Raw genomic sequence first — 19,794 nt, 5'->3', positions numbered from 1 at the left:
AAGTTAGCAAAAAATCGCAAACTTTCGAGTCAATCACTTGCCCCGCAATGAGCTATACACAGTGTTGGTGCTCGTATTTTTTTCGGTTTAAAATTCAGTTCCGGTTTTCGATTTTAGTCAGGTTTTTCAATCCGGCTAATTTCGTTCCGTTTAGTTTTTTCTCGGCTCGGATTTTCGGTCTGTCGCTCACCTAAAATCAAATTCGAATCGTGAAATTCTGCGTTTCGTGTATTCATTCCGAACATAAATTTCGTTTTCCTTTCACCTAAAATTCTCAATTCGGTAATTCGTTCCGCGCGTAAATTCAGTTTTTCCGTTACCTAAAATCCTCATTTCGGCAATTTATTCCGAGTCAAAATTCGGTCAGTTTTTTCATTCAATCGAGGTCGGTTTTTCGAGTGATTTTTTCCATTAAAAATCAGATCATTCTTTTTAACCGAAAGTCAATTTATATGAGCACCAACGTTTAGTATAACCGCAGTTACGGCTAAATATACAAGGTTTTTCAAGTAAACTCGAAAGTTAGCAATTACGCGTGGATTCGGACGCAGTCGAATCCGCCGTAATTGCGGTTATACATTGTTGTAGCACGTTTTTTTATTTTAAAGTGTTGTAGAATTCTTCTGGGTTTGCAATAAACATATGTGCTCGAGATTCTTTGATTAATTCAGCTATACTTTGAATTTTTGGTTCACTTAAATTTCCGTTTTCGTCCATTAAAATCCATTTATTCCGGTCACATAATTCCAACATTCCATTTAGGAAATCCAAATTTGTATCTCTCAAATCAGTTCGAAATCTAAAATCATCTATATAATTTTCTTTATCGTCATAGTCAATGCTCAAATCGTGGTCAAAATCCGATTTTTCAGTTTTCCAACTCTTTCCGCCATTCCATTCCGCACGAGTAATTATTTTGTCAACATCGTTTCTTAATTCCTCAATGTCTATTTCTATTCCTTTCCACCATTTTGTTGAAATCGCATCTTCAAATTCAGGTTCAGGTGAGTCATTCAATTCCATATCGTAGTTTTCCCAATATTCTTCCCATTCAGTGTGTTTAATTTCAAGCTGTTTTGGTATTTCTCCATATTTTTCTTCAATAGGCTTTTTTGGAAGTACAAATGTTAGAAATTGGTATGTTGCCATTGGGTTTTCTTAAATGTGCTACAACGTTCCGCGGCTTGGCGCAGTAGCGGCTGCGTGAACGATTATTTTCTTGCTAATATAAGATTTTCCAGCGGAAAATCGAACGTGTTGTTTATTGTAAAAGTAGCTATTGCGCCAAACCGCTGTTAGGTACAGTTTTCTATTTCATTACCAATACTCAAAGATTCGAGATATTTTACCGTGCCTAAATTCAAAAAGTGTCATTTCTGGTTTTCCATCTTTGATTTTTCCATCTTTTTTTTCCACAAAACTTTTTTGCACAACGACTGCGTTCAGTCCGACAATTTTGTTATGTATTTTAATATCCGTGACTTTTCCATCATAACCTCCATTTTTTTGGTTTCGGACATATCCACTATACAAATCCTCTCTTGTGTATATTCCGCCATATTTTGGATGAACATACGTAAAGTCGTCCGTAAAAAGTTCAAAGATGTTGTCGATGTCCTCTACTATAGAATTTGCTTGAAATATTTTAAGGTTTAAATCATAATATTTCTTAACAATTGTTTCCAACGAATCCTTATGGGCTTTGGTAGCATCCTGGGCAATTATTTGGTTAGTTAATGAAAAAAGTAAAGAAATAGAAAGTAATATTTTCAAATGTGTTTTCATATGCGATTTTATTGATTCAAATTGTACCTAACATAGCACTATAAACAACAGTGTTGTTATGTATGGCTATGAACACCGGTGTTCATAGTTCCACTTTATGCGGATACCACTAATCTAGTAAATTTTACTGTTCTTATACCCTTTATAGTTATCCACTGTTATCCCAAGAAAGGCATTCCAGAACAAAATAATCTTAAAGCAAAACGACCTTACCCCCTTTCTACGCCTTTTACATAACGTAACCGAAGTGCATAGATACAAAAGATGCCCGCACAGAAAAGTAAGCCTAGGGCTTCCCGCCCTTCTTCTATATTTTTTATATCTCCCTGACCTATTTCTAAGCCTTCAAATTTAGCGGGCCAAGTTACAATTCCGTCCAACAAATAGGCAAAAGCCAGGAGAACGGTCAGGTTAAAAGAGAGCTTGTTCAAAGCAAAAGCAACAGAGACTATTGCTGCAATACCATAAATGGCATACCAGACATAAGGGTCGGGATCATTATATTGCATAATTGCAGCCCAGATAAAAAGAGCAGCAAATACAAAACCAAACCCTTTAAAAAATAGCTTCATCTTATGTTATGATTTTAAGTGTGCTTTAATAATATTAGATACATCTACTCCCAATACCGGATCGGAGGGAATATACGCCGGTGCATTGCTAATAAGCACCGGATGATCTGCTGCACTTTCGGGAATGCGGCCATGAGAACCTTTAATTAAATTTGCCTTTAAAGGAATAATATTCATTAGGGTTCTAAAACCCAATTTCTTCCTGACCAATTTCCAAATGACTTTGGGAACCACAAACGGGTCTTTAGGATCGGTAAGCATTTCCACCGGATCGTATCCCGGTTTTTTATGAATGTCTACCATTCGGGCAAAATCCGGTGCTTTGGCATCGTCTAACCAATAGTAGTAGGTAAACCAAGAATCTTTGTCGGCCACAACTACCAAATCGCCGCAACGCTCATGATTTAGATTTGCCTTTTCAATTTCCTGTCCTGTAAACACCTGTTCAACACCCTTTACCTCTTTTAAAATGGTTTTCACCTTTTCTAAAAGACTTTTATCATTCAAATAGACATGTGCCAGCTGATGGTCGGCAACTGCGAACGCTTTGCTGGCACCGTGATCTAAAAGTTCCAGACCACGTTCTAAACGAATGGCTACATAATCATGTTCCCTTAAAATTCTATTGAGGTGAATAGGGTGATGCACATCGGTAATGCCATATTCTGAAAGGAGTAAGATACGACTATCCTTTTTTTCATAATGGGTTACCAAATCTTTTACAATGGTATCTATTTCTAGCAGATCAGTTTTGATCTTATCAAAATTATTCCCGTGACGTTGCAGGTTATAATCCAAATGAGGTAGATAAATCAGCGTTAAGGTCGGATCGTTTAATTCGTCATTTATAATCGAGGCATCCGCAATCCACTTACTGGATTTTATAGAGGTTTTTGGACCCCAAAAATGAAATAAGGGAAATTGTCCCAGTCTTTCCTGAAGAATATCTCTTAGTCCGGCCGGATGCGAATAGATGTCGGGAATTTTGCGGCCATCAGCCAAATAATTGGGTCTTGGGGTAACACTATAATCGGCCGAAGAATACATATTGTACCACCAAAACATAGTGGCGCAGGTAAATGTAGGGTCTTCCGCTTTTAAGGCTTCCCAAATTTTTTCCGACTGTACCAATTTATTGGATTGTCGCCAAAACTTTACTTCGCACTCTTCATCAAAATACCAGCCGTTGGCCACTATACCGTGTTCTGCAGGCCATTTACCAGTTACATAGGTAGCTTGCACGGTGCAGGTTACTGCGGGAAGCACGGGGTGGATGGTGGTCGATTTCCCTTTATTTATAAATTGATTTATAAACGGAGTGTATTCGCCTATAAGTCGCGGTGAAAGGCCCACAATATTAATAACAACCGTTTTATGCATTTGTTTCTGTTAATTTTCCCTTCATCCAAAGGAGTTCTCTACTAATAGAATCGGACAAATTGGTTTTGAGCGCTGTGGGCAATACACCCCAAGTATAGGTTTCTACCTCCAAATGTTGGGTTACCTCATAGTTTTTTAGATAGTTGAGCACCTTTAGAATTTGATCTTGGGTCGATAATAAGGTGCCGAAGCGTTCTAAAAATATGGGGACATGAAAATGAGCCCTAATTTCTTTAAACTCTTTTGACCGATCCAAAATTACAGGAAGATCGGTATAGGTAATAACCTTATCCCCTACTTTCTCCGTAACCTGATGCAGGTAAGTAGATTCATTAAACAGGGACAAGGTGTTCCAGGTCTCTTCCACCTCATCCTTATTAAAAATTATTTTCAGTGCTGCGCTAATTTGTATTTTTCCAATAGCGATTCCTGCGTCTTTAAAGGTTTTAAATGAATATTCCGGATCTTCGTAGGCTAAAGAAAAATGACACACATCATAACATACGTTGATATGCTTGTATACCAACCTTTCTGCCTCATCTGCATCAACACCCAATTCGCTCACTAGATAATCAGCTCCTATAGGCACCAAATACTGCTTAAAATAAGATACTACTTCCGTACTATTTTCCATGAGTCCATCGGGCTCTGGTTCAATGCTGAGTTGCAGCAGCTTGCCGGTTTCTTTTTCTATTTCACAAAGTGATGCAATGACTTTGGCATAATTTAAGGCGCTTACCTTATACACTTGCTCCAAATCTTGTTCCTGAGAGCCATGCCAATATTTATAGCTTATAGGATTTGTGGAGATGCTTCCGTATTGATTTTTGGGCAATAAAAAAGCCAATTGCTTAAAAAGGCGGATCGTGTAGGCTACCCTTTCGTCCGTAGTCCAATCCGGATGATGTACAAAATCTTTGACTTTTTCTCGGTGAAAATTGCCATACGGAAAACCGTTCATGGTATAGACATACAAGTTATTCCTATCTAACCAAGATTTAAATTCTTTTAAGGTATTGCCTAAACCCAATTCTTCACTGGCTACATTAGACAGACGTAACCCAATACCAAAAGCTTGTCCGTCTGCAACTTTAGAAGCAATTTCAGGTACAAACTTTTCTATATTGTCAAAGGTTTCTGCCCAATCTTCTCCCGGATGGATATTGGTACAGTACGAAAGGTGGTATTTTTGGTTTATGAACATTTTTTTGCTGGTGTTTGTTGGCTGTTGGCTTTTGGCTGCTGGCTTTTATTTTATTCCCAAAATTACAATAATCCGTTGTTCTTCGGATGAATGCCATAAATTTCTGAAAACTTTAAATAGTACACTTTATTGCTAACAGCTAATAGCCAACAGCTTTTAGCTATTGCGTTTTAATGTACTAATATAACTGTTAATCATTCGTTGTTCTACGTGCAGGCATTCCATCAATTTATCCCACTCTTCGGCGTTTGCCCAACCTATTTCCTTTATTATCAAAAGTTGTGTTTCTAACTCAAAGGCAGAACCTAAAGCAATTTCAGCAAACCTTTTCTTCTCTTTATCCGTTGTACGACTGCTTCCTTCCGCAATGTTTGAAGGAATGGATACAGCAGCACGGGTAATTTGGGAGGTTAAACCATACCTTTCCGCTGCCGGCAATTGTTTAGATAGTGAATACGTTTTCCTGACAACTTCCATTGCTTGTTCCCAAATTTTTAATTTTTTAAAGTTCTTCATGTGGATTTGGTGTGGGCTGTTGGCGTTTGGCTGCTGGCTTTTGGCGTTTGGCTTTTGGCTGTTGGGTTTTGGCTTTTGGCTTTTATTTTATTCCTAAAATTACAATAATCCGTCGCTCTTCGGATGAATGCCCTAAATTTCTGAAAACTTTAAATAGTACACTTTATTGCTAACAGCTAAAGGCTAATGGCTAACAGCTACAATCTAAATATCTTCTAAACTCACTTTTTTATTATATCCTGAAATTCACGGCAAAACCACAAATCTTATACCGCTTTAACGCTATTTAAAGATCCGACCATTGCAATAGCCTTGCGCATAAGACTTTCATCAATCTCATGGACGTCCTTTTTGATTCCGATACCGGAAATAAGGGTGATGGTTAGTTGTCCGCCTAGATGTTCTCGAAATTCTTCAATACCCTTCAACAGTTGGTCTATTTCTGCATCGGTAGCTAGGGGAATGTGTAGATTGAAGCCTAACGACATCATTACTTCTAAAATGCCTTTATGTGTCTTTTCCGTAATCAATCCAATTAAATAGGCGTAGGTAATATCAATCGCCATTCCTATGGCAACCGCTTCACCGTGCCGAAGTTCGTAATTGGTCATGTACTCTAATTTGTGTGCTGCCCAATGCCCAAAATCGAGTGGTCGGGATGAGCCGCTTTCAAAAGGATCGCCACCCAACGCAATATGCTCCATGTGCAACTGAGCACATTTATATATTACATAGTGCATAGGTTCCATTTCGCGCTTACGCAAGAGGGTAGCCTTACTTTTAATAAATTCATAAAATGTGCTATCTTTTATTAAAGCCACTTTTACAGCCTCCGAAATTCCGGAAATCCAATCGCGCTGCGACAAAGTAGAAAGAAAGCACAAGTCATTAATAATCGCGTAGGGCGGTGCAAAAGTGCCCAAAAAGTTTTTTTTATGAAATGCATTAACACTGTTTTTAACGCCAACAGCCGAATCGTTTTGAGACAATACCGTGGTGGGTATTCTAATGAGTTTTACGCCTCGGTGGGCAATTGCTGCGGCATAACCTACCATATCAATAACAGCACCGCCACCTATGGCAATTACAAAGGAATGCCTGCATATACGTTTTTGCTCGATAGCCTTTAGAACGGCGTCAACCTGTTCCGAGCCATTCTTACATTGCTCTCCGCCGGGCACCAGAATACTGCCTTGAAACTGTATAATTTTCTTATAATTAGCGCAATACGCCACAATCTGATCTTGTAACTGTGGATGCTTTTGAGAGACGCCTTCATCTATAACAAATAGCACTTTGGTAGCACCTTCGGACGTATAAGTAGCTAAAATTCCGGAAAACAGTGGATTATCAATCGAAAACAAACCTTCCGTAAAAAATAATTTGTAATTATAACTAACGGTAAACGATTGATCTATAGGTGCAAACGTATTCATTTTGTTTTTGTTTAGGTAACTGCAAATTGCCGTGCCAAAAATTTAGACAAAGGCAAAAGCATTAATATCATTAGGCCTACCCACCAATGTGAAAAGGCTACCGCCAATGCGGCATCCATTACAATCAGTGCTATTACTCCGGCTTTCACTGCGGCTTTTATATTTTCCGAACTGTTGTGTCTGTACGATTTTAGTAAGGGTTTATAGATTAAAAAAGCAAACAAGGCTACAAAAAGTAATACCACCACAAAATTAATTGATTTATGGTAACCCAAGGCTAAAATACCTAAAATAACCACGCCATAAAGCACGGCAGCAATACCCACATTGCGTGTATTACCTCCAAGAACTTCTCCCTGACTAACCAAGGTGATAGCCGCTATGTATAGAATAGGGATACCACCCAAAGGCCAAAAGCTAAAGTTTCCTAAAATAGCCATGCCCAGAAGCAAATTTAATCCTCGGCAAAACCCCATATTCAGAGGCCCTAAAATGACATGATGTTTAGAAATTGCGTTATACATTAGAATAGCCAACGCCAAAAATACCGCAATAAAACCAGCGCTTTTAGTAACGTAAAAAGCAGTAAGAATTCCCAAAAGCAATAAAACACTTCCAAAACTAAACGCTCCCTGTGCAGATACAACCTTAGAAGGTATGGGTCGCTCCGGTCGTTCTATGGCATCCAAATTACGATCAAAAAAATCGTTGAGTACCACCCCGCCTGCATATAGACATACACTGGATAGCATCAAAAACAACACGGCACTCCACATTTCGGAAGTAAAGGCAAGCATATGTTCCCAATCTTTAAAAACACCTGCTATACTAACGCCTGCTAAAATATCCGCTACGGCTGTGGGTAAATTGGCAGGTCTTGTTAGGCGTAAATAGCCTTTAAGCACCCCGTTCATTACACGATCTTCTCACCATCTATTCTTGGCTGCTGCCCGCGGAGCACACTATTTTCATTGTACAACACACTTTGATCGATGCCTTTGGCTTCGGTCCAATCGGTTTCTTTCATTTTTCCGGTCTGTCCAAATGCGTCCAGCGCATTTTGATAACACGTTTTTACCACATCTTCTTTGGCCACCCCGCGTTGCAGCATTAATGAGGCTGTTTTTGGAACCGCCAACGGATCGCTGACACCCCAATCTGCCGAACTGTTTACGATGATTTTATGACTTCCGTATTTTTTGACTACTTCTACCATGCGCTCATTACCCATTTTGGTTTTGGGATAAATGGTAAATGCCGACCAAAAACCTCGATCTAAAACCTCCTGTACCGTTTCTTCATTATTGTGATCTATGATTACCCGTGCAGGATTTAAACCATGTTCTATACAAACTTCCATACTCTTAATGGTACCCGCCTTTTTATCGCGGTGGGGCGTATGTATTTGCACCACCATATCGAGTTCCTTGGCCAGTTCTAATTGTAGTCGAAAGTATTTATCCTCCGCAGGAGTTTGGTCGTCATAGCCAATTTCACCTACACCGACCACATTGCTTTTATGGAGGTACAACGGCAATAGTTCGATGACTTGTTCTGCTAGGGCTTCATTGTTGGCTTCTTTAGAATTTAGTCCAATGGTACAATAATGCTTTATCCCAAATTGGCTGGCTCTAAACGCTTCCCACCCTACCAAACTACTAAAATAGTCCTGAAACGAACCTACTTGTGTTCGCGCTTGTCCCAACCAAAAAGAAGGTTCTATTAGCGCAACAATCCCGGCTGCTGCCATGGCTTCGTAATCGTCCGTGGTGCGGGAGCTCATGTGCACATGTGGGTCTATAAACCTCATTTTATCGCTCATATCAATCATTTATGGTTTCCCAACTAAGCTTTTTAGTTTTAATCCTTTCTACTAATTCCGGATACTCATGTAACAATACGTTTGCCATATGATTACGTGAGTGATAACAACAAAGAGCTCCGGCTTTTTGATCGGAGGAATCTGTACTATTTAATAAACGCCTCATATCATCCAATAGTATACCTTCTAGAAAATGGGTTACGGGTCTCCAGAAATACGGATTTATAGGTCTGGATGCCGCCCATCGTTCATGCGCATAGTCCGAAATAATTCGGGCTAAATCTTCATTCGCCCGTTCATCTATGCCTTGAATATCTTCTAACTGCCTTTGAATAAAGACGGCCTTTAAGTACATCTGGTTCCACTCTTGTTCATTAAAATACATCTGTGGATATGGATTGTGCAAGGCAATGGCATCAAAAACCGTTGCAATATTGGTTCGTAAGGCTTCCACGGCTGCAGTTTTAAAACGCGCTGCCCCGGGCAGGATAATTAAATACTTTAAAAAGGTTATAAGTTCCTCCTTATCTGCGATTTGGATAATGTGCAACACGGGCGTTACAAAAGCATCATCCTTCTCCAGCACATGAACCAAAAGATATAACCTACCCAGTTCTAGCGCATTGGCATGATGTTCCTTAAGGTAGGCTCCTACAGAACCCCCGTCATAAGATTCAAGTGGCTTGTTTGCACTAAGTTTGGACGCCAAAAGACTATACGTGAGATACAATTCTTTAGTGGATGTCTCCGATATAATTTTATGAAGTTTTCCATCTATCCATTGGGTTACATCTGGAGTGGTATTGGCGGTAACCAACGCCCTCAGTTCCGTGATGCGATCCAAAAAATGAAACTTATTCTCTTCTGCTGCCATGCCTATCTCTTCATACAAAAATTCGTATTCTTTTTTTAAAATTCATCCCTTATTTTCCGTTGAATTTGGCATTGACAAAAGCCATCATTCCGGGAGCTTCGGCATCCGCTTTGGGTTTGTACACAAAATAAATTTCTTGGGCTTTATCGGCCACCGGTTTATCTAGCTTGATGGTAACTGTTCCTGCCGGCTGACCGGGTGCCGGTTTCGGCATACTTCCTTTTCCTAGTAATGGCCCATCCGGGGCATCTAAATGCATTTCAAAATCGGCCCCTGCGGTTGGTGTTTGTTGCCACATTGCTGTAAGCACTACCGAAGAAACCCCTTTTAAATCGATATCCTTCAACGCAAACCAACCTTCGCCAGAAGGAAGTATTAACAAATCCATGCCTCCGAAAGAAACGGGAGAAAATCCTTCTACCTTGGTTTTTCCGGAAAATTTAACCGTGCTTCCTTGCAGGGCGATCGATGTTACTCCGGTTAGCGGACGTATTCCGTTTATACCCTTATCGGTATAGCTGGCTGTTATGATAAGGGCATTATCTGTAGGTGTCGGGTTTGGCACAATACGCCCCTCTAATGGCAATGATTTTTGCTTGGCACCACTATCGGCCAGTGATCGTATATACAAGGCTATTTGCCGTGTTTCATCATCTGTAATGTTAGGATGCGCAGCCATGGCTACTTCGCCCCAAACGCCTGAACCTCCGGATACAATCTTTTTTTGCAGATAGGCGGTGGCTCTTCTGTCATTTTTATACTTCTCTGCGATTTGAAGATAACTGGGGCCTATCGATTTTTCGGCCTCCTTATGGCACGATTTGCAATCCATGCCTTCGGTAAGTGCCTTTCCGGTAACGGCAGCAGATACCTGTTGATGCCCTAACGAATTATTGGCCTGATCCATGCCTTCCATATAGTCTACAGAAACAAATACATTATCTAAATCGATATCTTCGGTACCATCCGCATCTGTAACGTTTACCTTATACGAAATGGGTTGTCCTGCTATAAAGAATGAAGAATTACCGCCTTGTAAATCTATAGTAACTTGGGGTCTGGAGTTGCCCGCCACTATAGACACGGAACTGCTATTGGCACTGGCACCTTTCGTATCTTTAACTTCAACAGACAGTTTATAATCGCCCCCATTTTCATAGGTATAGGCTACTTCCGGAACAGTTGTTTCCTTAGTATCACCATTGCCAAAATCCCAAAGATAGGATACACTGTCGCCTTCCAAATCTTCTGCCGTTACCTTTGCGGTTACGGTTAATGGAAGTTTTCCGGTGTCTGTATCCACGATGAGATTATCGATTACCGGAGGTCTATTGCCACCGTTAAATTCAATATAACTTAAACCGGAATCGTCGTTTTTGGAGAACCATCCGCTGCCATACTCCAAAAGGTAGAGGCGCCCATCCGGTCCTAGCTCCATATCAATTAAATTACTTAATTTAATGTCAGACGCAAACGGCTCCATTTTATTAAAGGTGCCATCTTTAAATAGACTCACAGCGAACATCCAACCACGCATCCATTCATAAATAATGGTTTTACCGTTGTAATGCGCTGGTAGGCTACCTCCGTTGGGAAATAAATCGGAATAATAAGTAGGCCCTGCCATGGCGTTCCTACTGCCGGTACCTACTTGCGGAAAACTAGGGGTTTCGTCGTAGGGATAATACACATATGCAGGAACGGCAGGAGGTAATTCCCGTAAGCCCGTATTGTTTCTGGAATCGTTAATCGGTTTGGCCGGGTCAAAAGCTTCTCCGGATACGCCTGTCTCATAATTGTAGTTATGGTAGGCGCTATTGTTTCCTATAAACATAGGCCATCCAAAGTTACCGGCTTTAATCGCTAAATTCATTTCATCGTAGCCTTTTGGACCACGGGTACCCAGACTATCTGCTCGGGCATCCGGTCCTACATCACCCCAAAACAGATAGCCGTTTTTGGGATCTACCGAAATACGGTAAGGGTTTCGGTGCCCCATGGTGTAAATTTCGGGGCGGGTTTTGTCGGTGCCTACCGGAAACAAATTCCCTTCCGGAATATCGTACGAACCGTCTTCGTTGACTTTTATACGCAGTATTTTTCCTCTTAAGTCGTTGGTATTTGCAGATGATCTTCGCGCGTCAAATTGTTCATGCCCGGGAGCGTCATTCAAAGGCGCAAAACCATTATTTACGTATTTCTGATCCTTTTCATTAAAAGGAGTAGAATTGTCTCCTGTAGATAAATACAGTAAATTATCTGGGCCAAAAGCTATGGAACCTCCAGTATGACAACAAATTTCGCGCTGACTGTCTACCGTTAATATAACTTGCTCGGTAGCGGTATCAAAAACACCATCTATGAATTTAAAGCGCGATAACCGATTAGTCCATGCCTCTCCTGTAGGCGCATAATAAACATATACCCAATTATTCACAGCAAAATCGGGATCTTTTTGAAGCCCCATCAATCCTTCCTCGGCATTTACTCCGGGCGTCTGTAACGTTTTAAAATACACATCTAAGAGTGCCACTTGCTTCATTTCGTTGGTAGTGGCACTATAATGTAATATTTCACCTCTACGCTGCCCAATTAAAATGTCGTTATTGGGTAATATGGTCATTTCCGTAGGTTCAAAAAAATCACCTCCTACTAAAGGTACTTTACTGAAACGGTTGGTATCGGGTGGAATTTGAGAAGTGGCCTTTCCGTAGTCCAGAATTTCATTCTTGCCGATAGCGTATTGAATACCGCCCAATACATGCTTTAAAAACAAGTCCTCCGTGTAACTCTCGTCTGTATGTCCGCCACCGGTATAAAACGCCCTGCCGCCATCATATTCGTGATACCATGCTATAGGATGGTGGTCACCGTTTTGACCGCCTTCATAGGTAGATTCATCCAATGTCATTATCACATTTACATCGGGGTTCATGTTTTTGTAATTGTAAAGTTCATCCGTGCGATGCCAAACCGTATCCGTAAAAAATTCGGTAGCCGGAAAATTGCGATCTGTGATAATAAAGTCCGCCTCGGGAGTACCGGACGGATGGCTCAAAAACTGGGCTCCCACCAATTTGGTATACCAGCCCCAATCATATTCGGTGTCGGTAGCGGCATGTATGCCAACAAAACCGCCACCTGCTTGTATGTAGCGTTCAAAAGCAGCTTCTTGCTTGGCATCTAGTACATTGCCTGTTGTGCTTAAAAAAACGATGGCCGAATATTGCTGTAAGTTTTCATCGGTAAATAGTGCCGCATTTTTTGTGGTATCTACCTGAAAATTATTTTCAGAGCCCAATTTCTGAAGTGCTTCAATCCCTTTGGGAATGGAAGCGTGTTTAAAACCCATGGTTTTGGAAAATACCAATACTTTTGCATTTCCCTCTCGTTGTTTGCCGGTACAGCCTACAAACAAAATCAAACAGCACGCGAGCGCCGTTAAAAAATAATTTTTCATAAATTAGTTTTGATTGAATTGTTGATTTTAGCGTTTAAAAGTAATCAAATTGAAACAATTATATATTGAAATTGATTTTTCCTTAACGATTTTACTCGATATTGTGATGGCAAACCTCTGAACAAAAAGCGATCCATCTTAAAAATAAGCCGTTTTGTAAGGAGACATTTGTACAAGTGAAACTCGATTTGTCTCCTAATTCTTTTTCAAAACAACGAAGTAGCAAAGCCTATTGCATTGTGTTAGGGACTACATCCGGTTTTAGGTGCGGGTTACGATCTTCGTTTCAGCACCAAACTATCCGCCGGATAGGTGTTTTTTAAATGGGTCATTTGCGCTTTTGCCCATTCAATAACCAAGGCACGCTGCGCATCGGTAAGTTTGGCTTCTTTATGCAACCCAAAATTGGTATAGGACGGAAGCGGCATTTCGTTTTCTTCTACCATTTCTATGGTTTCTTCAAACTTATGGTTTTGAACCGCAATGGGAAGCTTGGTAAAACTAGAAAAGTTGAGATGGCGTTTCCCATCTACCACATGATCATTGAGCCACCAGGCTACCGGCTGTATATTTGCATACCACGGATATTCCGTTTTATTAGAATGACAATCATTACAGGAAACTTTTAAAATGGCGTTTACCTCTTCTGGCACTGCGTATTTTTGACCTATGTCGTACGTACGATCGTTGGAAAGATTTTTTTCAGGACGAATAAATTGAATCCCAATAAACACAACAGCCAAGCCTATGCCTATTTTTTTTAACATAACAACTCCTATTTAAATTATTTAATTTCTAGAAAGGTACATGGGTTTCGTCTCAAAAAAATAAAAACACACCCCATTTTTATTGGATTGATTTTATACCTAAAAGGTTTAACCCAAAGTTATGAAATATTCATTTGGTCGTTACCTAACCTTGGATAAAATGTAAGGTTTTTAAGAAAAACAACCTATAATGGATACGTTCCTATGTATCAACCATAAATCTCGAATTTAATACAAAGCCCTTCCTCCACTAAGGTCAAAAGTAAATCCGGTACTGAAACTATTGTCGTCCGAAATAATAAAGCAGGCGGCGTTTACAAATTCTTCTAGGGTACCACAGCGTTTCATGGGTATTTTGTCGGTCATATAAGAGATTTGCGATTGGGGCATCCCATCTAACATTTCCGTTTGTATCACCGCAGGAGCAATGGCGTTTATTCGAATTCCTGTTTCGGCATACTCCTTACCTTGCACCTTGGTCATCCCTATAACCGCAGCTTTAGAGGTAGAATAGGCTAGCATACCGGCATTACCATCCTTGCCCGCAATAGACGCCACATGAAGTACACGGCCATAATTATTACGTAGCATATGCGGAACAACCGCTTTAAAACTATTAAACGTTCCCACTACATTTATCGCCATAACCCGATTAAAGTCGGCCAAGGCTACCTCATGACTCTTTATATTGGTAACCCCCGTGATGCCGGCACAATTTACTAAGATATCTATTCGGGAAACGTTTTGATAAAAATCTTCAAATGCCTGTTTCACGGCAGTTTCATCGACCAAATCAACGACATAAGGAAACACTTGTTCATGGCTTCCAAAAAAAGAAGGATTTAAGATATCCTTATTTATGTCTAGGGCAGCTACCTTAACTCCAAATAGTAAAAGTTGCTGTGTTAACGCTTTTCCCAATCCGCTAGCTGCTCCGGTAATTACGGCTGTTTTATGTTGCCATTGCTGATTCATATGGTGTACATTCGTTGTTGTGTTCTAAACGTCTAAGATACGTAGAATCTGAATGACAACCCTATGAATTTAATACACTTCTATTTTGATTATTGTGATAAAGTGGATACTTTCATTCCTTAATTATCATATTCACAAATTAAAGTAGTAATTTTCGAAATATAATTTGAATACATGGCAAAAGACATTAAAAAGAAATTAAGGAGCGAAGATTGGTTTAATCCAAAAGACCCAAAATCAGGATTTATTCATCGTTCTTGGCTACGCAATCAGGGGTATCCGGACGATTATTTTCGAGGAAGACCCGTCATTGGAATTTGCAATACCTGGTCCGAATTAACGCCATGTAACGGGCATTTGCGGGAGTTTGCTGAATTTGTTAAAAAAGGAGTCCTAGAGGCCGGTGGCGTACCCTTTGAGTTTCCGGTGACCAGTTTGGGTGAAGTACTCATGCGTCCTACAGCCATGCTCTTTCGAAATTTGGCCAGTATGGATACCGAGGAATCCATCCGAGCGAATCCACTCGATGGTGTTGTGCTATTAACAGGCTGTGATAAAACCACCCCTTCCACCGTCATGGGCGCATGCAGTGTAGATTTGCCCACCATTGTTGTGCCCGGCGGCCCCATGCTTAACGGAAAGTACAAAGGAGAACGTATTGGTTCGGGAACCTTTGTCTGGACGTTAAAAGACAAAATAAAAAATGAAGGATTTACTCCTGAGGATCAAACTGAAGCCGAAATATGTTCTGCACGCAGCGCAGGTCATTGTATGACCATGGGTACCGCATCAACCATGGCCTGTATGGTTGAGGCACTTGGCCTTACGCTTCCAGGGGCTGCTGCAATACCTGCAGTAGATTCGCGTAAAAAAGTGATGGCCCAACTCTCTGGTCGGCGCATTGTGGCTATGGTTAAAGAGGATTTAAAATTGTCTAAAATACTAACCAAAGAGGCCTTTGAAAATGCAATTAAAATAAATGCCGCCGTGGGTGGATCTACCAATTTCATCATTCACTTACTGGCCATAGCAGGAAGAATTGGTGTGAAGTTAGATCTGAAGGAATTTGATACCCTCGGAAGTAAAATTCCACTTTTGGTCAATTTAATGCCCTCCGGTAAATTTCTAATGGAAGATTTTTTTGATGCCGGCGGTCTCCCCGTAGTCATTAAACAAATGAAAGCTCACCTGCATAACCATGCCCTAACCGTAAACGGTAAACCTATAGGCGAAAACAACGAAAAAGCAGAATGTTACAATCCGGAGGTTATTGCGAATATTGAAACCCCATTTTTGGAAGAAGCAGGTATTGCGGTACTTTACGGAAATCTTTGTGAAAATGGTGCCGTTATTAAACCTTCTGCGGCAACGCCCGAACTAATGAGTCATCGGGGGAAAGCCGTGGTTTTTGAAACTATTGAAGATTTTTTAGCCAATGTAGACCATCCTGAATTGGAAGTAGACAAAGATAGTGTTCTTGTTCTAAAAGGGGTGGGTCCGGTTGGGTATCCCGGAATGCCCGAGGTAGGTAATATGGAAATTCCGGAGAAATTGCTTCAAAAAGGAATTAAAGATATGGTACGCATCTCCGATGGTAGAATGAGTGGTACAGCCTTTGGCACGGTAGTACTACACGTTTCGCCCGAATCCTCCATTGGAGGGGTTTTGGGTCTGGTGCAATCCGGTGATTACATTGTTCTGGATGTCCCGGGCCGAAAATTGCATTTGGAAGTCCGCGAAGAAGAGCTTCAAAAACGACGCACTGCTTGGGAAGCCCCAAAACCGGTATTGGAAAGAGGGTATGTAAGTCTATACACAAAAACAGTGCAGCAAGCGCATCTTGGCGCCGATCTTGATTTTCTTCGGGGGAAATCAACAGAAGCCGTAACGCGGGATGCACACTAAACAAAATCACGAATTATGATCTCCTTTTTGTTGTTACTTTTAAGTGTCGGGCTTCTTATTCTACTTACCGTAAAATGGAATGTACATCCTTTTTTGGCACTTTTGGGAGTAGCCCTATTTTTTGCGCTGAGCTCAGGAATGGATTTGCAAAAAATTGTAGAATCTATTAATACGGGTTTTGGGGGCACTTTAGGTAAAATAGGTATCGTCATCGTAGTAGGTGTTATTATCGGTGCCTTTCTAGAGCAATCCGGGGGTGCCTTTAAACTCGCTGAAATTGTCCTTAGTGTTATCGGTAAAAAAAGGGTGCATGCGGCCATGGGTATTGTGGGGTTTATTGTTTCCATACCTGTGTTTGCCGATAGTGGTTTTATCATTCTCACCCCTTTAAATAAAAGTTTAACCAAACGTGCCGGACTCTCCATTGTGGGCACTGCTGTGGCCTTACTGTTGGGACTAATGGTATCTCATGTGTTAATACCGCCCACGCCGGGGCCCATTGCCGCGGCAGGGATAATTGGTGCCGACGTAGGATTGGTCATGATGGTTGGATTGGTTGTGGGTATTTTATCCTTATTCGTAGCCATTCTATATTCAAAACACGTGGCTGCCAAATACTATATCGATCCCAACCCCGATTTATCGGACGACATTATTGCGGAAAAAATTAAGAAGGCACCAAGTGCCCTGAAATCTTTCTTGCCAATTCTTGTGCCTATTGCCCTTATTATAAGTAAATCCATTATGGAATTTACAACCGAGGAAGGGAGTAGCAACGGCCTCATTTTTGCAATCATCAATTTTATAGGTTCGCCGGTAATCGCCTTGTTAATAGGTCTTTTATTTGCACTTTTACTCCCCAAAAAACTGGATAAAGAAATCCTCTCTACCACAGGATGGGTAGGAAAGGCAATGGGCGATGCATCGAATATTTTATTAATCACCGGTGCGGGCGGTATTTTTGGCACTATTTTACAGAATAGTGGTATTGCCATTACTATGGCCGATGCGCTTTCGGGCGCGCATATTGGTATATGGCTGCCATTTTTACTTTGTGCAGCCATAAAAACAGCGCAAGGGTCGTCTACCGTTGCCCTTATTACCACCGCATCCATCATTGCGCCGCTATTACCAGCACTGGGGTTTGTTTCCGATTTGGATAAGGCCTTGGTAGTCTCCGCAATAGGCGCCGGAGCTATGGTCGTCTCTCACGCCAACGACAGCGGATTTTGGATTCTGACCCAATTCTCCGGCATCGATATTAAAACAGGATATAAAGCCTATACCCTTGGAACCCTAGTGGTGGGTCTTGCCGCCGGTTTCTTTATTTATTTGGCCTCGATGATTTTCTAAATGGGTCTTTAGCAGGGTGAGTTGAATGAGACGTTTTGGGGTCTATTTTAAAAATCAAATCTGAAACTGGTTTCCAATGATGTTGTTAAGATTTACTTTGATTGAACTTAGTGTAATCGCGCTAACAGATTCAGTTTCCCTAAAAGTTCTTGAGCTACTGTAGTGGCAAATTCTTTTTTTCTGTATTTGGTAATAGGTTGTATGCCTATAATGGCATTCGTGATAAAAAGTTCGTCGGCTTTTTGGAGATCAAAAGGCGATATTGAAGCTTCTTCTATGCTATACGTATCGAGCTTCTTACCTATTTCTAGCAGTTTTTTACGGATAATTCCGTTCAGAGCTCCATCGCTTATAGGAGGTGTTCGTATAGTCGCACCTTGTACCAAAAATAAATTTCCGTGTAAGGCCTCCACAACCTGCTTTGCTCCATTTAAAAGCAAACAACTTTGATACCCATTTTCTTTAGCATAGATACTGCCCAAGACATTAAGCATTTTATTATTCGTTTTTAAGGTAGACAACAGATCTGCATTGGCGTAAAAATCCTTAAAAAGTTCCACTTCGTAGGATTTTTTAGTCCAAATATAGAAAGGGTGCGTTAGTGGATGCGCCTCTATAATGTATGCAATATCGTTCTGATCGGGTAGGTACAGTCCATCACTATCCCTAAAAACTGTGAATCGAACCCGTGCCGAAACCGTATCTAACCCATTTACACGTAGCGTGCCGGTTATTTGTTCTTCTAGAAATTCCATGGTAAAATTCAGGGGAATTTCCATACGCAACATGCGCATAGAAGCCATGAGTCTCAGGTAGTGATCTTCCCAAAAAATAATTTTACCCTCGCGTGTTCTGAGAGTTTCAAATAAGGCATCACCATAGCGTAATCCTCGATTTTTATACGAAAGAAAGGTATGAAGTTCGTTAAAAAGTTGCCCATTAAAATTAACCATAAAAAAGCCTTGAAAATTCAAGGCCAAATATAGTATTCTTTAAAGAAAATTTGGCGCAACCTCTAGGCCGATCCTAAAACCTGCTTTAAATCGGATACCTGATTGGTCCATAGCATCTTAGCCTCTTCCACTTCATCAGGATCGGCAAAATCGGTAATAAACAAGGACACATCTTTGGTTATTTCGTCTACAATGATCTTCATTTCAAAAAAACTACCATCGTCCAAAGCAGTCCACGCAAATTTCACAAATTCATCGCTCTTCCTTTTTAAAAGTTTGGCCTCCTCTTCAGAATCGTCCCATATAAAGCTAAAGATCTCCCCCCTAGAATTAACGTTTTCTGCAAACCACTCGGAAAGACCCGATGGCGTTGATAAATACTGGTATAAAAGCTGCGGCGAAGCCTGTATTACAAACTCAATTTCAAACTTAATTTTATCGCTCATGCCAATGCTATTTCTTTTGGGCAATATATAGATTTCTAAAAGATAAAAAAATAAAAGCTCATTTTATTTTTGCGGTTCTTATTTTGATGGTCCAGAAATTAAACTTTATATTTGCAGCCATTTTAAAAAATGAGTAGGCGAGGTAGCTCAGTTGGTTAGAGCGTCGGATTCATAACCCGGAGGTCGGGGGATCGTGCCCCCCTCTCGCTACGCAAAAGAGCTACTTCGCAAGAGGTAGCTTTTTTTAATACTATGTGCGAGTTTGTTGTTTACATACTTTATTCCGAATCCCATAATGTATTTTATAAGGGAATTACTTCCGACCTTATTCAAAGATTTAAATCGC

At 40.7% G+C, this 19,794-nt stretch carries 17 protein-coding genes and 1 tRNA gene; 3 read left to right on the top strand and 15 right to left on the bottom strand.

Annotation, left to right across the window (positions count from 1 at the left end):
- Nucleotides 1-597: 597 nt before the first annotated feature.
- The 13 genes from U1E44_RS07835 to U1E44_RS07775 all read right to left on the bottom strand — a co-directional run bounded on the left by U1E44_RS07835 (nt 598) and on the right by U1E44_RS07775 (nt 14,791).
- The gene (locus U1E44_RS07835) at nt 598-1,149 is read right to left on the bottom strand and encodes a hypothetical protein (RefSeq protein WP_322930511.1); all 552 of its coding nucleotides are present in this window, start codon (nt 1,147-1,149) and stop codon (nt 598-600) included.
- Between the two features lie 168 nt (nt 1,150-1,317).
- Nucleotides 1,318-1,785: a nuclear transport factor 2 family protein gene (locus U1E44_RS07830; RefSeq protein ID WP_322930510.1), complete on the bottom strand. Its 468-nt coding sequence runs from the start codon at nt 1,783-1,785 to the stop codon at nt 1,318-1,320.
- 209 nt (nt 1,786-1,994) lie between these two features.
- Nucleotides 1,995-2,357 carry a transmembrane 220 family protein gene (locus tag U1E44_RS07825; RefSeq protein ID WP_322930509.1) on the bottom strand — a complete coding sequence of 121 codons (363 nt, stop codon included), beginning with the start codon at nt 2,355-2,357 and terminating at the stop codon, nt 1,995-1,997.
- A 6-nt stretch (nt 2,358-2,363) separates the two neighbouring features.
- Nucleotides 2,364-3,737: an alkaline phosphatase family protein gene (locus U1E44_RS07820; RefSeq protein WP_322930508.1), complete on the bottom strand. Its 1,374-nt coding sequence runs from the start codon at nt 3,735-3,737 to the stop codon at nt 2,364-2,366.
- Nucleotides 3,730-4,941 carry a metabolite traffic protein EboE gene (gene eboE / locus U1E44_RS07815; protein WP_322930507.1) on the bottom strand — a complete coding sequence of 404 codons (1,212 nt, stop codon included), beginning with the start codon at nt 4,939-4,941 and terminating at the stop codon, nt 3,730-3,732. The genes U1E44_RS07820 and eboE overlap by 8 nt, the downstream gene beginning before the upstream one ends.
- A gap of 156 nt (nt 4,942-5,097) precedes the next feature.
- A complete protein-coding gene (locus tag U1E44_RS07810; RefSeq protein ID WP_322930506.1) occupies nt 5,098-5,457 on the bottom strand; it encodes a four helix bundle protein in 360 nt (119 codons plus the stop codon).
- A 266-nt stretch (nt 5,458-5,723) separates the two neighbouring features.
- The gene (locus U1E44_RS07805) at nt 5,724-6,893 is read right to left on the bottom strand and encodes a 3-dehydroquinate synthase (RefSeq protein ID WP_322930505.1); all 1,170 of its coding nucleotides are present in this window, start codon (nt 6,891-6,893) and stop codon (nt 5,724-5,726) included.
- Between the two features lie 11 nt (nt 6,894-6,904).
- Nucleotides 6,905-7,807: a UbiA-like protein EboC gene (gene eboC, locus U1E44_RS07800; RefSeq protein ID WP_322930504.1), complete on the bottom strand. Its 903-nt coding sequence runs from the start codon at nt 7,805-7,807 to the stop codon at nt 6,905-6,907.
- Nucleotides 7,807-8,715, bottom strand: coding sequence for a TatD family hydrolase (locus U1E44_RS07795; RefSeq protein ID WP_322930503.1), 909 nt, complete (start codon nt 8,713-8,715; stop codon nt 7,807-7,809). Before U1E44_RS07795 ends, eboC begins: the two co-directional genes overlap by 1 nt.
- Before the next feature lies 1 nt (nt 8,716).
- Entirely contained in the window at nt 8,717-9,607 is an 891-nt protein-coding gene (locus tag U1E44_RS07790; protein WP_322930502.1) for an EboA domain-containing protein, read from the bottom strand.
- 31 nt (nt 9,608-9,638) lie between these two features.
- Nucleotides 9,639-13,049, bottom strand: coding sequence for a ThuA domain-containing protein (locus tag U1E44_RS07785; protein WP_322930501.1), 3,411 nt, complete (start codon nt 13,047-13,049; stop codon nt 9,639-9,641).
- Nucleotides 13,050-13,321: 272 nt separating this feature from the next.
- Nucleotides 13,322-13,816, bottom strand: a complete 495-nt coding sequence (locus U1E44_RS07780) for a heme-binding domain-containing protein (protein WP_322930500.1) — start codon at nt 13,814-13,816, stop codon at nt 13,322-13,324.
- A gap of 228 nt (nt 13,817-14,044) precedes the next feature.
- Nucleotides 14,045-14,791 (bottom strand): SDR family NAD(P)-dependent oxidoreductase, encoded by a 747-nt coding sequence (locus U1E44_RS07775; RefSeq protein ID WP_322930499.1) that lies wholly within the window; start codon nt 14,789-14,791, stop codon nt 14,045-14,047.
- Between the two features lie 174 nt (nt 14,792-14,965).
- On the opposite strand from U1E44_RS07775, the gene U1E44_RS07770 reads away from it, so the two are divergent.
- Both U1E44_RS07770 and U1E44_RS07765 read left to right on the top strand, forming a co-directional pair.
- The gene (locus U1E44_RS07770) at nt 14,966-16,696 is read left to right on the top strand and encodes an IlvD/Edd family dehydratase (protein ID WP_322930498.1); all 1,731 of its coding nucleotides are present in this window, start codon (nt 14,966-14,968) and stop codon (nt 16,694-16,696) included.
- A 15-nt stretch (nt 16,697-16,711) separates the two neighbouring features.
- Nucleotides 16,712-18,049, top strand: a complete 1,338-nt coding sequence (locus tag U1E44_RS07765; protein ID WP_322930497.1) for a GntP family permease — start codon at nt 16,712-16,714, stop codon at nt 18,047-18,049.
- Between the two features lie 107 nt (nt 18,050-18,156).
- Here U1E44_RS07765 and U1E44_RS07760 read toward each other — a convergent pair whose 3' ends face one another.
- Together U1E44_RS07760 and U1E44_RS07755 are read right to left on the bottom strand one after the other, a co-directional pair.
- Nucleotides 18,157-19,002, bottom strand: coding sequence for an aminotransferase class IV (locus U1E44_RS07760; RefSeq protein WP_322930496.1), 846 nt, complete (start codon nt 19,000-19,002; stop codon nt 18,157-18,159).
- A 62-nt stretch (nt 19,003-19,064) separates the two neighbouring features.
- On the bottom strand, nt 19,065-19,448 hold the full coding sequence (locus tag U1E44_RS07755; protein WP_322930495.1) for an START-like domain-containing protein: 384 nt from the start codon (nt 19,446-19,448) through the stop codon (nt 19,065-19,067).
- Between the two features lie 136 nt (nt 19,449-19,584).
- Between U1E44_RS07755 and U1E44_RS07750 the strand changes: the two genes are divergently transcribed.
- Nucleotides 19,585-19,658, top strand: a tRNA-Met gene (locus U1E44_RS07750).
- Nucleotides 19,659-19,794: the final 136 nt, after the last annotated feature.

It is taken from the genome of Aurantibrevibacter litoralis (genome assembly GCF_034651555.1).
GTDB classification, from domain to species: domain Bacteria; phylum Bacteroidota; class Bacteroidia; order Flavobacteriales; family Flavobacteriaceae; genus Aurantibrevibacter; species Aurantibrevibacter litoralis.
Note: the sequence above shows the minus strand (reverse complement) of the source record. Positions and strands in the feature narration are given on the sequence as shown.